12 protein-coding genes are annotated in these 13726 nt (G+C 42.9%); 4 read left to right on the forward strand and 8 right to left on the reverse strand.

The genetic code is table 11. The features are described 5' to 3' along the window. Positions 1 to 93: 93 nt before the first annotated feature. Positions 94 to 1509: a Si-specific NAD(P)(+) transhydrogenase gene (gene sthA, locus ACPUEY_RS04180; RefSeq protein ID WP_092818586.1), complete on the forward strand. Its 1416-nt coding sequence runs from the start codon at positions 94 to 96 to the stop codon at positions 1507 to 1509. A 183-nt stretch (positions 1510 to 1692) separates the two neighbouring features. Here the strand turns inward: sthA and ACPUEY_RS04185 are convergent, their stop codons facing one another. The 6 genes from ACPUEY_RS04185 to ACPUEY_RS04210 form a co-directional block, all read right to left on the reverse strand. After that, on the reverse strand, positions 1693 to 2025 hold the full coding sequence (locus ACPUEY_RS04185; protein WP_425121239.1) for a four-helix bundle copper-binding protein: 333 nt from the start codon (positions 2023 to 2025) through the stop codon (positions 1693 to 1695). A gap of 166 nt (positions 2026 to 2191) precedes the next feature. Next, on the reverse strand, positions 2192 to 3430 hold the full coding sequence (chrA, locus tag ACPUEY_RS04190; protein WP_425121240.1) for a chromate efflux transporter: 1239 nt from the start codon (positions 3428 to 3430) through the stop codon (positions 2192 to 2194). A gap of 478 nt (positions 3431 to 3908) precedes the next feature. After that, complete coding sequence (locus ACPUEY_RS04195; protein WP_425121241.1) at positions 3909 to 4871, reverse strand: TauD/TfdA dioxygenase family protein; 963 nt, start codon at positions 4869 to 4871, stop codon at positions 3909 to 3911. Between the two features lie 190 nt (positions 4872 to 5061). After that, on the reverse strand, positions 5062 to 5196 hold the full coding sequence (locus tag ACPUEY_RS04200; protein WP_261182565.1) for a hypothetical protein: 135 nt from the start codon (positions 5194 to 5196) through the stop codon (positions 5062 to 5064). Beyond that, the gene (locus tag ACPUEY_RS04205; RefSeq protein WP_261182566.1) at positions 5189 to 6400 is read right to left on the reverse strand and encodes an MFS transporter; all 1212 of its coding nucleotides are present in this window, start codon (positions 6398 to 6400) and stop codon (positions 5189 to 5191) included. The genes ACPUEY_RS04200 and ACPUEY_RS04205 overlap by 8 nt, the downstream gene beginning before the upstream one ends. 153 nt (positions 6401 to 6553) lie before the next feature. Further along, positions 6554 to 7636, reverse strand: a complete 1083-nt coding sequence (locus ACPUEY_RS04210) for an OmpW/AlkL family protein (protein ID WP_425121242.1) — start codon at positions 7634 to 7636, stop codon at positions 6554 to 6556. A gap of 418 nt (positions 7637 to 8054) precedes the next feature. Here ACPUEY_RS04210 and ACPUEY_RS04215 point away from each other — a divergent pair, with 418 nt between their 5' ends. Continuing rightward, complete coding sequence (locus ACPUEY_RS04215) at positions 8055 to 8234, forward strand: hypothetical protein (protein WP_092818580.1); 180 nt, start codon at positions 8055 to 8057, stop codon at positions 8232 to 8234. A gap of 77 nt (positions 8235 to 8311) precedes the next feature. Here the strand turns inward: ACPUEY_RS04215 and ACPUEY_RS04220 are convergent, their stop codons facing one another. Together ACPUEY_RS04220 and ACPUEY_RS04225 are read right to left on the reverse strand one after the other, a co-directional pair. Continuing rightward, positions 8312 to 9769 carry a diguanylate cyclase domain-containing protein gene (locus ACPUEY_RS04220; protein WP_425121243.1) on the reverse strand — a complete coding sequence of 486 codons (1458 nt, stop codon included), beginning with the start codon at positions 9767 to 9769 and terminating at the stop codon, positions 8312 to 8314. Between the two features lie 184 nt (positions 9770 to 9953). After that, positions 9954 to 10742: an A1S_2505 family phage non-structural protein gene (locus ACPUEY_RS04225; protein ID WP_425121244.1), complete on the reverse strand. Its 789-nt coding sequence runs from the start codon at positions 10740 to 10742 to the stop codon at positions 9954 to 9956. Between the two features lie 182 nt (positions 10743 to 10924). On the opposite strand from ACPUEY_RS04225, the gene uvrB reads away from it, so the two are divergent. Continuing rightward, positions 10925 to 12949, forward strand: a complete 2025-nt coding sequence (gene uvrB / locus ACPUEY_RS04230) for an excinuclease ABC subunit UvrB (protein ID WP_092818577.1) — start codon at positions 10925 to 10927, stop codon at positions 12947 to 12949. 117 nt (positions 12950 to 13066) lie between these two features. After that, positions 13067 to 13654, forward strand: coding sequence for a lipocalin family protein (locus ACPUEY_RS04235; protein ID WP_425121246.1), 588 nt, complete (start codon positions 13067 to 13069; stop codon positions 13652 to 13654). Positions 13655 to 13726: the final 72 nt, after the last annotated feature.

Genomic DNA, 13726 nt, shown 5'->3' on the forward strand with positions numbered 1-13726 from the left:
TCACTTAATATATGTGAGGTAAATACAGAAAATTGCGAGTATTTACGTCATAATATAGCCAAGATAGACCAATATTGAAGATAGGAGCGTTGAATGCCACGTAAAAAAGAGGTCATTAGTGGAACTTTCGTTAAATACGATGCGGTAGTTCTCGGTTCAGGCCCTGCGGGTGAAGGCGCGGCAATGAAACTTGCTAAATCAGGCAAGCGTGTTGCAATAGTTGATATGCGTGAACAGTTAGGTGGTAACTGTACACACGTAGGTACCATTCCAAGTAAAGCATTACGTCAAACTGTATCGAGTATTTTGCGTTACCAACGTGACCCAATGTTCCAAAAAGTGGGTGAATGGAAACAGTTCACCATGAAACAAGTGCTGCGCAATGCACACAAAGTCATTCAGTTGCAAGTCGATACCCACTCGCGCTTCTATGATCGTAACAAAATTGATATCTATCATGGTCGTGCTTATATACAAGACAAAAATACCATCCTGATTTTCAGTCCGGAAGGTATTACTGAAACTTTAAGTTTTCAGCAGTTGGTGATTGCGACAGGTTCACGTCCATACCGTCCTTCAGTGCTTGATTTTAATCATCCACGTGTATTTGATTCAGACAAAATTCTGGATCTGGATTTCTCCATCAAGAAAATCATCATTTATGGTGCAGGTGTGATTGGTTGTGAATATGCATCCATCTTTATTGGTTTGGACCATAAAGTTGATTTGATTAATACCCAGCCTAAATTGCTCAGTTATCTGGATGATGAAATTTCAGATGCGCTGTCTTATCACTTGCGTGAACAGGGTGTCTTGATTCGTCACAATGAACAGATTGATCATCTGGAAACTTTTGATGATCACGTAGTAATGCATTTACAAAGTGGTAAGAAAATTAAAGCCGATGCCATTTTATGGTGTAATGGCCGTTCAGGGAATACGGATGGTTTAGGTCTTGAAAATGTAGGTATTACACCAAACAGCCGTGGTCAATTGAATGTCAATGATAAGTACCAGACTGAAGTGGACAATATCTATGCTGCGGGTGACGTGATTGGTTGGCCATCACTGGCTTCTGCTGCTTATGACCAAGGTCGTTGTGCGGGCGCGAATATGAGCGGCGAGAAAGATGTTGCACCAGTGACTGATATCCCGACTGGAATTTATACCATTCCGGAGATTTCTTCGATTGGTAAAACTGAACAGCAACTGACTGAAGAAAAAATCCCGTATGAAGTGGGGCAGGCCTCTTTCCGTCATTTGGCGCGTGCGCAAATTACCGGTGATACGGTAGGTGAATTGAAGATTCTATTCCACCGTGACACTCTGGAAATTCTGGGTGTACATTGCTTTGGTAATAATGCTGCCGAGATTATTCACATTGGTCAAGCCGTGATGAACAGCCCGAACAATACTATCAAGTATTTTGTGGAAACTACGTTTAACTATCCGACCATGGCAGAAGCGTATCGTGTGGCAACCTTGAATGGTATGAACCGTTTATTCTAAGATTTTCTGAATTTTAAATGCGAAACCCGTAAGTGCATGCTTACGGGTTTTTGTTTATTTTGTAGTATTAAATATCATCTCAGCCTAGGGGATTAGGGGATAGCGATTGTGCAAACCCGCAGATCAAATAAAAAAAATAGTGATCAGATGGATTTACTATTTTTTTCTATCAAGCATCTGCATTTAGGTTGCCATTTTACGGCATTCTGCCGCGCATTGCTGGCAAGTTTCTGCACATTGCTGGCAATGTTCAGCGTCATGCTTGCTGCATTCTTTGGCACAGTAATCACACATTTGGGCACAAAGCTGACAGATTTCCTGCATAAAGGCGGAAGACCTTTGTTCAGACCCGGCACATAAGTTGCAGATATCTGCACAGTCCAGACAGCGCTTGATGCATTCACGCATCATCTCCAGGTCATTTTCATCCAGACAAGCGGCTGCACAACCGGTACAGGTCAAAGAGCATGTCATACACATTTGGGCACAATCTGAAAAGCTGACTATATTATTCATCCTATTTTCCTGATCGATAGGTTTAAAATTGATATCTAAATAAGCTAATCAGAAATAGAGCAAGAAAATAGAGAGATTGAGTGATTAAAAGTAAACAGTGTCCACTTTAAGTAATCAAATGCTCTAGATAAAAACTCCCCTTATGTAAATATGAGATCATTGCATATTAGAATCCGAATGAGAAAAGGGCATAATGATCCAATAGCCACAATAGTCCATAATAACTGAAGAAACTGCTGATTAAGGTCAGCCAGACTGGAACTTTGCTCTTCAGCAATGCAATGACAGCGATAATAAAAACAATATCTAGGCCAGACCGTATATATTTTTCACCCATCTGCACCACCAGGCATAATAACAGACCCACCACAGCGGCATTAATTCCTGCCAAAGCCTGAAATAAACGCGGAAATTGCATTAAACGTGACCAGTAAGGTAAAGCGCCAAAAATGAGGAAAAAAGAAGGCAAGAAAATCACTGCCGTTGCAAAAGCTGCATTCAGTGCCGCCGATGAACTTAAAGGCAATAAAGCACCCAGATAACTGGCAAAACTGAATAAGGGGCCTGGCATCAGCTGGGCAATGGCATAGCCCAGGTCAAAATGTTGCTGGGAGACCAAGCCGGATGCAACAAAGTCCTGCTGTAAAAATGGCAAAATAATATGACCGCCACCAAAGACTAGAGAAGCCGTGCGGTACAAACCGGTAAAACTGTCTAGCCAAATATTGGGAAAGAAATATTGTAGCGGTGGAACCAGCACAAAAGGCAAGGCAAATAAAATCAGCCAGAGATAAGCAAAAGATTTTTTAGCGGTGATGGAGATGCTCGTAACAGGTTTAAGGGTACTTTTTTGCGGAAAATAATGCAGATAAACCAGTCCTGCCAAAGCACCGAACAGGATCACCAACATCTGATTGATACTGATGGGAACCAGATAGACAAATAAGCCCGACAGCAGCATTAATACATATTGCCATTGGTCTTTGCAAAAGCTGCGTAACATTTGCCAGAATGCCCATGCCACCACGCTAAATACAATCAGTTGAATCACATGGAAAAACTCGGCAGAAAAATAAGCAGAAAATTGCAGGCCCAGCATTGCCGCAAGGGCCATGAGCAGTGCTGAAGGTAAAGTAAAGCCCAGCCATGCCAGCAGTGCACCTCGATAACCTTTTAGCTGAAAACCAATTGCAATGCCCATCTGGCTACTGCTGGGGCCAGGTAAAATTTGAGCCAAAGCCAGGAGATGGCTATATTGCTGCTCATCCAGATAGCCAAGCTGTTGCACAAAACGCCGATAAAAAAACACCAGATGCGCTGCCGGGCCGCCAAATGCCGTACAGCCTAATTTAAGAAATATTTTAAATAAGCTGAAATTTGACAGCGTAGGAACAGAAGGCAACATAATGATCCAAAATATTTGAGTTTTAGCTTAAGCAAGATTAACAGGCCAAATTTGCCTTGTTATGCGGTTTTCCGCAATGCATATTTCTAACATGAAAAAGCCCATCCCAAGTAATTACTTTTGATGGGCTTTTATTTTTTAATTTAACTCGTAAATATTTAAACAAGATGACCATCATTAAAAATAGACTTCTTTCATGATTGTTCACACCCTCTTTATTTCCTCCCCTAGAGAGAAATAAGGGGAATTTATGAAAGAAGTCTAATCATCTCCGATTTGATGTATCACCGGGTCGTTACTGATAAGAGAATGGAGCATATCCTAAGAAAAAAGGGGAAATAAAAAAATTGCAGCATCATGACGCATTTTTTATTTTATTTACGATTTTGCGTATTCGTAAATGTAGATGGGGTCATGATGCTGTGGAGTAACTTTATGACACTTTTTTATTGTTATTATTTCAGATTCAGGAATAGCCTTAATAAGGTCGACCGCCTGCCAGACTGATGCGTTTTAATAAACGGCGTTGCTCGCTTGGGAAAGGTTTGCGTGAATGCAGGGTGACCTGATTATCCCAAAATACAATATCGCCCTGTTGCCATTGATGTTCATAGCGGAATTCTGGTTTTAACAGATGTTCGCGCAATGAAGCAATCAATTCACTGCCAGCCTGATCATCATAATTGACCAGCTCTACTTCGGAATGGGTATTTAACCAAAGCGCTTTACGACCACTCTCAGGATGGGTGCGCACCAGTGGATGGGGATAGGCATGGCCAATAATCGGCTGATCTTTAAAACGGTATAAGGGACTGCTGCCATAACCATTGGTATCATTATCTTTTAGGTATTGGCGGCGGACAAAGGGGTTATAGGTAATCAGTTGTAATTGATCGATCTGCTGTTTGGTTGCTTCATCTAAAGCGTCATAAGCCCGGATGGTATTAAACCAGGAGGTTTGTCCGCCGTCTTTAGGTAATTCAATGGCATAAAGCAATGAACCAAAAGACGGTTGTGGCGTCCATTGGTGATCGGCATGCGGATTCAATTCACCATGCCCAGTGTAATCACCCTGTCCAACAGCATTAGAAACAGGCACGACATCGGGTGGTGTACCGGTATCGGCTTGGGTGGCAAGTACGGGATTATCTGCGCTTGGGCGGAAAATGGAACCAAAATAGCTGGCAAAGGCCAAATACTGTAAATCGTCCAGACGCTGGTTTTTAAAGATTAAAATCAGATGCTCGGCCAGTGCCTGCTTCAGACGGTAAATGGTTTCACCCGCTTGGGCTTTACGCGCATCCAGGCCAAAAACCACAGCCCCTAAAGCTTCGCCCTCTAAGGGCAAAATCGTAATCTCCTGGGGGTTTTGAAATTGTTCTGGCTGGTGCCAGCGCGGTGCATCATGAATAGCTTGAGAAAGTTGGGTTAATGCGGTCATGTTTGTTGCTCAGATTGTTTTTTCGTTAATGCTCAATCTAAGAAAAAAGGCAGGGGATGAAAAATCAAAAATTATTCTAAGTTTATGAAAAAATGCATAAATTTAACTAATATATTGAAAATACAGCTTTTAATAAAAACTGTATTTTTTAGTATAAAAATAGCTGTTGCTGTGTTTGAAAATCAGCAGTTTAATGCGCACAAAAGGCCTGATTGAAATACTCAAACAGTTGTGGGGTTTGGACCCAAAGCATAATGGCGATGGCCAATAACAGCGCAATCGCTGCAGCAATCAGGATTTTAAGTCCAAGCATAGAATCAGTCATGAACCACATGCTCCTCATTAACAAAGAAATGAACCAGAACACCAAATACACTTAACAGGATAGAAAACATCCAGATCATATTATAGTTGCCGGTCATGTCATGATTGACACCACCCAGCCATCCACCAAAAAATGAACCGACCTGATGGGTAAAGAACACAATGCCACTGAGCATGCTTAAGTATTTTATGCCAAACATGTTCGCCACAATGCCATTGGTCAGGGGAACCGTAGACAACCACAATAAGCCCATAATGACGCCAAAGCTGTAAATTGTCCAGGTACTCAAAGGCAGCAATAAAAAGCCAATAATGGCAATACCACGCAGGCCATATAGACCCATCAGCAAATGAGGCTTGGAGTATTTTCCACCCAGCCAGCCTGCGGTATAGGTACCGACAATATTAAATAAACCGACCAGGGCCAAGAACACTGTACCTGTAGTGGCATCAAAACCGTGATCAATCAAATAGCCAGGTAAATGAATACCAATAAAGACCACCTGAAAACCACAGACAAAAAAGCCTAAAGACAGGAACCAGAACGGTTTATGGTTTTTGGCAATCACCAGAATTTCTTTGACGCCCAATGCGGGTTTAATGGCAGCCGATATATTCGGATGTACATAAGCCGGAGCTTTTAATGTCCATGCCAATGGAATAATTAAAGCAATTAAAATGGCACTGACCATCAATGCGGCCGACCAGCCGATACTTTGTAACAGCAGCAGAGTAGACGGCAGCATAATAAACTGTCCGAAAGAACCTGCGGCACTGGCAATACCCATCGCCAGACTGCGCTTTTCAGGATGTGCGGCACGTCCCACAGCAGACAGCAGTACGGGAAAAGAGGTCGCAGAAAGTGCCAGACCCAGAATTAAGCCGACACTTAAATTCAGCAGCAAACCACTTGAGCTGACCGCCATCAGCAACAGGCCAAGGCTATAGAGGGCACCACCCACTGCAACCACAACTTTACTGCCGTATTTGTCGGCAAAAGCGCCGGTAACAGGTTGCACTGCGCCCCAAATCAGGTTTTGCATGGCAATGGCCAGACTAAACACATTATGGCCCCAGCCAAATTCATGGCTCATGGGCACCAGATACAGACCAAATGCATGACGGACACCCAAGGACAAAGCCAGAATAATGGCACTTCCAATTAACATGTAAATCAGAGGTTTGGAAAAACGGGTGTCTGACATAATTCATCCATGCTGGGCTGTGTTGCGGCTATGTTATTCGATTATAAAGGACGAGGCGATTAAATTAAATTTCAACAAAAGATAAAATTAAGTTATAGAAAGGTTTATAAAAATGAAAAGACGACATAACGCCGTCTTTTAATGATTGAAAACTTAGAAACGCATACCGATCCCTGCATAAGCAAGTATCGGGTTGACTTCAATATCCGCTTTGGAGGTAATTAATGTTCCTAATTTTTCATCAGATACCGTAATCGTGGTTTCATTTTTAAGATGAGCATAAGATACAGATCCCACAGCAAACCAGCGCTCATTAAAATCATAGGTGAAACCGACAGTCGCAATCGGGGCAATAGCATCGGTTGCTTCGAGATCGACTTTAGGATTGGCTAGACTCGGTTTGCCTTCCAGTGAGGCTCCGGCATTGCCCTGTTTGATATTGGCAATCATATGACCGGCTGCAATCAAGTCCTGTTCTGTATGCGGGTTAATTTCCAATTCATTAAAATAAGCATACATCAGACCTACACCCACATAAGGGCGGAATTTATTGACTCCGGTTTTACCAAAGTGATACTGGAACTCAAAGGCAGGCGTCCAGGCACGTGCTGAAGCCGCGGGTCCATGAGCTTCCAGATCGGTAATAAAAATATCATTTTTCAGGTCAATATTGAGGAACTCTAAAGGCAAGTTGCCAATTTGCGGTGTTGCCACAGCAGAGAAAGGTGCATAAATTTTTCCTTTACCCTGTAAGTCAACTTTGGGCGGAATACCTGCTTTCATCTCAAAGGACACATTATCGGTAAAGAAATAATTGGTCATGATCCCCAGGGTAGTAACATCATCGGCCTCAAGGCCCGTACCCGGATTATCCCATTGCTCCAATCCATAAATCTGTGAGCTGCCACTGAGTTCGCTTCCCAGCTGACCTCCGGTAAAAAAGCCTAAACCTCTTAAAACGGTGGCCAGTGCAGCCTGATTGACCTCGGGATTCAGATTGTTGAGTACGGTATCAACCTGAATATCGCCATTCTTGGCCACTTCACCATTTTTAACAGCCGTATTCACCTGGAAGGGCTGGGCTTTACCTTGAGGCATGACATGTAGTGCTCCCACAGAAACAGAAAAGCGTTTAAAGCCATCGCCATCTTTTAAACTGAAATAGGGGGAATCGGCATAGCTCACAGCAGGAAGGGTAGCAAGAGACGACATCATATAAAGGAATGTTTTTTTCATTCAGGGACTCCATGTCCATTTTGCGATTATTCATTTTTTTTCGTTCACTTTTCTTATTCTATATTTAGAGAAAAATCACTGTGTTACTAAAAAATATTAATCGGGTAGTATTCCTGTAAAAAAATAGCTATTTTGTTTCAATAACATGTGGAAAAATAATTTTATGTAACACGTTATTTTGATTAATAGAAAAAATTCTTGAGCTTAAAAAGAGCCAAAAATTAATATGATATTTATATTTTTTTAATGCATTCCTGGGGCGAATATAAGGTTCTGACCTGATCAATGAACATGCCGGTGCGGTTAAAAAAGGTCATCTTCAGCAAACTCCAGCGTTTGCAAGCTGAGTAAAAATCCTGTCTCGCACTGAGAGGCATTTTTCCGTACAATATGTCGTAGAAATCCTTGAGTGAATCACATGAGCACCCAAAATACGCCCAAGAAAAAACCCTTGGTTAATTTACCTTTCCCGATTAAAAAGGTCGATGAAAATTCTTCCGATGAAGTCTTTGAAGATTTACGCCCTAAACCGCAGCGCTATGCTGATCGTACCTGGATGCCACCACGTGGTACACGCCGTTCCATGGGCAAGCGTTAAATTCTTCATATAGAAATAAAAAAGCCATGGTCAGACCATGGCTTTTTTATTGCCGTATAACCCGGTGTTTGGAACCTTTAACTCGAGCTGGAAAGCTGGCTTCGTCTATCATTGTTCTGATAGTAATTCTTTTTCTGGTGATACATCTCCAGGTCAGCACGCTTCAGCATATCTTCAATCCGTTCATGCTCCAAATTTGTCGCATGACCTATAGACAGGCTGATTGGCTGATTGGCGTAAAATTGATTGTCCACCAGCAAAAGTTCATGCAGGCTTTGCAGGCAGTTTTGCAAGGCTGCTTCATCTGCACCCGGTAAAAGGACTACAAACTCGTCTCCGCCAATGCGTGAAGCCGAATAGGGCGTATGCTGGATCAACTGGTTCAGGATGTTGCCTATACGCCGCAAGACGCCGTCACCTGCATCGTGTCCCTGACTGTCATTCAGGGTTTTCAGCCCGTTTAAATCTATAAAAATACATGAGATTGGACGTAATAGATTGCGTTCAAGCCGGTTCAGTTCTGCCACATAAAAAGAACGGTTGCACAGTTTGGTGAGTACATCGTGTTTGCCTAAATATTCAAGATAATGTTCAGCCTTTTTACGCGCGGTAATATCAGTCAGGGCAACCTGTACAATGCTCCAGTCATCCAGATAATCTGGAAATACGGTAAATTGCAGCAGCACATGGCGAATGCTGCCATCAATTGCGTAATTGACCGCTTCACGTTGATGATGCAGATGACCATTCCACAGTTCAATCAATTGTTCCCGAAAAGTCCGAACCATTTCTTCGGCAAAAACAATATGAATGTTTTTTAATAAAATATCTTTGCTCGGGGCACCAAACAAATCGAGTGTGGCTTGATTGACATCAATAACTTTAATTTCCTTGATGCATTCAATGACAAATTCATTATGCACATCCAGAAAAGTTGGAAAATCCTCAATGCCTAATTTACGTAATTGATCCAGTTTAATTTTAATACGACTGAAATCTTCGATCCAAAGCGAGGTCGGAGAATAAGTAAAGCGCGCCTCTGCCATATGGCGGCTTCGTTCCTCCCTACGGCAGGCTTCGGTGTAAGGCGTGATGTCTTCAGTGGTAATTAAGACTAAGGATAAATCCTGTTCATGTTGAGGCAATACAAGGCCTTTGAGCTGGATATCCAGGCGCTTTCCAGTCAAGGTATAGTTTACGGCGGGATTGGAAAAATGGGTTTCACCATTCCACAATGCAACAAGTTCGTGAATATGGGTTTTTGTCATGTCTTCCTTAAAGACTGACGCCAGGTTTTGAGATAAATGTTCAAAGTTATTGGCCTGATAAAGCTCAAGGGTCTTAGAATTCACTTTTAATAATTTAATTTTTTTTGCGCATTCAAGAATGCGCAATTCATCTTCTTGTAGGAAACTGAACAGGTCTTGCACGCCCTGATTACGCCAGAGATCAAATTGTTTTTTGATTTCACTATAGTCTTCCAGCCACATGGCCACGGGAGACAGTTCAAAAAAAGGGGAGTCCAGCATATCCATTCAAGGTGCTCGTCATTTTTATGGTCATTTAAGTATGAAGTATATGCTTAAAAAAATTATTTTAAAATCATGTGATAAGCAAAACGATATTTATCTTTAATGAGAGCTGTGTCGCAAAATAAAAAAGTAAGACGAATAAAAAAAGCCAATTCAGGAATTGGCTTTGATTCGCTGAAACTAACAATTAACGCGGTTTTCTGCGGGCTTTATTTTCTGGCTTAGGTGGAGAAATTTCACGTTCACCTTGCCAGACATCCATAAAGTCTTTTTCATTGATATTGTAGAGTTCAAGCAAGGCCAGAATGACTCCGCCAAACATCATGGAACCTTCTGAATGGTTTTGCCAGTCAAAAATCTTGCCGTTTAACACATGCAAAATGTCTGAAATTTCAAAATTTCGGTCCCGGCCATTACTGTCGGTTGGGTACATTTGAGTATTTAAAATAATTCGGGCAGCACTTTTTTCATTTTCTGACAAATCTAAACAGGTAGTAACATCTTCATCTGGAGAGGAGAAAATAACCTCATCGGTAAATACCGTTCTTAGGAAATGACGGGTTAATTTAGGTAGGGCTCTTTCTACAAAAGGGCGGAAAGAAATGGGGAAAATCACATTATGGGAAATGCCCTTGAACATGGGCGCAATTTCTTCGGTTTTATAGCCGGCAATCCCGCAACCCACCGAGGTAATGAAATAGGTCATTTTCGGATGGTTTTTGGTATAAATCTTGAAGTCATCAATATAGTGCTGAATTTGCGACAAGGGCATTTGCTGCAAATGCTCGTTCATGGTCGGAATGGCATAACTTTGACCGGCCCAGCCACGACCTACGCCTTGCACTGCACCAAAATGTTGTAGGGCGGTACGCGCAGCCCCACCTGCATGGTTTCCTGCCATGTTGCTGCCAAAAACAAAAACGGTATCTTCCGGTAAATTTTTGACAATACTTTCGTCATGGTAATGGTAAGTCATAGGCTTTATTGTGATCAGGATGCTTTGTTTCATGTTGCTATTGAATGCGCATGCGGTCAAGACAAAAATGTTGGAATTTTCTTGATATAAGTCCCTCAGTAAATATCGGAACATTGATGTTGAATGTTGAACTTTAACCCTCATATTATTGAAACTGTATTTAAGTATAGAAGCTGAATAATATGTCGGATAGTCATCAACCTTTTGAATTAGTGACCAGCTATCAGCCTGCGGGTGATCAGCCACAAGCCATTGAAAAATTGGTCAAGGGCATTCAAAAAGGCTATCACGACCAGTTGCTGCTTGGAGTAACCGGTTCAGGTAAAACCTATACCATGGCCAATGTGATTTCCCAGTTGCAGCGTCCCACCATTGTGATGGCACATAACAAGACTCTGGCTGCACAGCTGTATGGCGAGTTCAAGTCATTTTTCCCCAATAATGCGGTTGAATATTTTGTCAGCTATTACGACTATTATCAGCCGGAAGCTTATGTGCCATCTTCCGATACCTTCATTGAAAAAGACTCGGCCATTAATGACCATATTGACCAGATGCGTCTTTCAGCGACCCGGGCATTATTAGAACGCCGTGATGCCATTATTGTCGCTTCCGTTTCGGCCATTTATGGTCTGGGTGATCCGAATGCCTATATGAGCATGTTGCTGCATATTGTGCAGGGGGACCGGATCAGCCGTGATGACATTATTCGCCGTCTGGTGGAAATGCAATATACCCGTAATGAACTGGAATTCTTGCGCGGTACTTACCGTATCCGTGGGGAAATTATTGATATTTTCCCGGCCGAGTCGGATCAGGATGCAATTCGTATCGAGCTGTTTGATGATGAAGTCGATTCGATTCGCTGGTTTGACCCCTTAACCGGAAAAATGGTGCGTAAAGTTCCACGCGTGACCATTTATCCTAAAAGTCATTATGTTACGCCGAAAGATAACTTGCAGCGCGCCATTGGCACCATCCGCGAGGAACTTCAGGAACGTTTAGGTTTCTTTCGGGCCAATGACAAACTGCTGGAAGCACAGCGCATTGAACAGCGTACCCGCTACGACCTGGAAATGATGCAGCAGTTGGGCTATACCAACGGCATCGAAAACTATTCACGGCATTTGTCCGGCCGTCCGGCAGGCGAAGCGCCACCGACTTTGTTTGACTATATTCCCGATGATGCCTTGCTGATTATTGATGAATCGCATGTTACGGTTCCGCAGATTGGTGCCATGTATAAAGGCGACCGCTCGCGTAAAGAGAATCTGGTCAACTATGGTTTCCGTTTGCCAAGTGCGCTGGATAACCGTCCGATGCAGTTTGAAGAATGGGAACGGATTATTCCCTCCACGATTTATGTCAGTGCCACACCGGCAAAATATGAGCTGGAAAAAGCGCAGCAGATTGCCGAGCAGGTGGTTCGTCCAACCGGACTGGTCGATCCTGAAATCGAAATTCGTCCCGTGCTGACCCAGGTGGATGATGTACTGTCGGAAATCAATATCCGTAAGGAACTGGATGAGCGTGTTCTGGTGACGACTTTGACCAAACGGATGGCAGAAGATTTAACTTCGTATTTAAAAGAATACGGGGTCAAGGTGGCTTATCTGCATTCAGACATTGATACCGTGGAGCGGACCAAGATTATCCATGAGTTGCGTAGCGGTGTGCATGATGTGCTGGTCGGTATTAACCTGCTGCGGGAAGGTCTGGATATGCCGGAAGTGTCGCTTGTGGCTATTCTGGATGCCGACAAAGAAGGCTTCCTGCGCTCGGAGCGTTCATTGATCCAGACCATTGGTCGTGCTGCACGTAACGTGAAAGGTAAAGCGATTTTGTATGCCGACCGGATTACGGACTCTATGCAGAAAGCCATTGATGAAACCGAACGCCGCCGTGCCAAACAGATCGAATTTAATGAACTGCATGGCATTACACCGCGCAGCACCAAGCGTCAAAACAGCCAGGATATTGATACCGGTGAAGTGCTGACTGATGACCAGATTGACGAGAAAATTTCGGATCAGGCCCGTGCCTTGAGTGCCGATGAGCGCCACATTCTGGCAGACCCTAAATTGCTGGCAAAGCATTTGTCCAAACTGGAAAAAGAGATGCTCAAAGCCTCGAAGGAACTGCAGTTTGAACAGGCAGCGCGACTACGGGATGAGATTGTACGCTTGAAGGCACAGATGCTCAGTTAGTTGGATGATTTTTATTGCAAAATCATTACATAACGCTACAGTATGATTTGGTCGGAGTCGTTATTTTTAAAAGCGTAAGCACTTTAAGAATTTAAAAAATTGACTGAAGGTACTTTTATGACAAGCAATAATCTTCCAAAAGCGGGCTATACACTGGCTAAAATTGCTCTGGGTGGAGCGGTGTTGGTGGGTTTGGGCATGGCGACAATGGCATATGCACAAACTAAGCCACTGCAAACGGTGGAAAGGGTTGAGCTGGATAAATATCTGGGTGTCTGGTATGAAGTTGCCCGTAAGCCTTTATATTTTCAAAATAAGTGTGATCGTGATGTCACTGCGACCTATACCCTGAATGAGAACGGTAATGTAGTCGTAGATAACCGCTGCTATACCAAAGAGGGTAAACTCACCCAGTCAATTGGAGAGGCATTTATTCAAAATGCACCTTTCAATAGCAAATTAAAAGTCAGTTTCCTGCCTGAAGCGATTCGCTGGTTGCCTTTCGGTCGCGGTGATTATTGGGTACTTAAACTTGATGAAAACTATCAGACTGTATTGGTGGGTGAACCACGCCGCAAATACATGTGGGTATTGTCCCGTAGCCCACAACCCGATCAGGCAGTCGTCAACGAGTATTTAGAATATGCCAAATCGCTGGGCTATGATCTGAGGGATGTGATTCATACCAAGCAGACGATCAAATAACATACCCAATATTTTAATAAAATTTTAAAACCGTGCTTAGGCATGGTTTTTTATTTGTTAAGATAGCTCCGG

Origin of the sequence: Acinetobacter sp. G11, from assembly GCF_049808495.1 — a bacterium.
GTDB classification, from domain to species: domain Bacteria; phylum Pseudomonadota; class Gammaproteobacteria; order Pseudomonadales; family Moraxellaceae; genus Acinetobacter; species Acinetobacter kookii.

Coding starts and splice junctions, on each gene's coding strand:
- ACPUEY_RS04195 (WP_425121241.1), bottom strand. CDS start 4,871: ATGACCGCATTAACCCAACTTTCTCAAGCTATTCATGATGCACCGCGC.
- ACPUEY_RS04215 (WP_092818580.1), top strand. CDS start 8,055: ATGAGCACCCAAAATACGCCCAAGAAAAAACCCTTGGTTAATTTACCT.
- sthA (WP_092818586.1), top strand. CDS start 94: ATGCCACGTAAAAAAGAGGTCATTAGTGGAACTTTCGTTAAATACGAT.
- ACPUEY_RS04200 (WP_261182565.1), bottom strand. CDS start 5,196: ATGACTGATTCTATGCTTGGACTTAAAATCCTGATTGCTGCAGCGATT.
- ACPUEY_RS04220 (WP_425121243.1), bottom strand. CDS start 9,769: ATGGATATGCTGGACTCCCCTTTTTTTGAACTGTCTCCCGTGGCCATG.
- ACPUEY_RS04210 (WP_425121242.1), bottom strand. CDS start 7,636: ATGAAAAAAACATTCCTTTATATGATGTCGTCTCTTGCTACCCTTCCT.
- ACPUEY_RS04205 (WP_261182566.1), bottom strand. CDS start 6,400: ATGTCAGACACCCGTTTTTCCAAACCTCTGATTTACATGTTAATTGGA.
- ACPUEY_RS04185 (WP_425121239.1), bottom strand. CDS start 2,025: ATGAATAATATAGTCAGCTTTTCAGATTGTGCCCAAATGTGTATGACA.
- uvrB (WP_092818577.1), top strand. CDS start 10,925: ATGTCGGATAGTCATCAACCTTTTGAATTAGTGACCAGCTATCAGCCT.
- chrA (WP_425121240.1), bottom strand. CDS start 3,430: ATGTTGCCTTCTGTTCCTACGCTGTCAAATTTCAGCTTATTTAAAATA.
- ACPUEY_RS04225 (WP_425121244.1), bottom strand. CDS start 10,742: ATGACTTACCATTACCATGACGAAAGTATTGTCAAAAATTTACCGGAA.
- ACPUEY_RS04235 (WP_425121246.1), top strand. CDS start 13,067: ATGACAAGCAATAATCTTCCAAAAGCGGGCTATACACTGGCTAAAATT.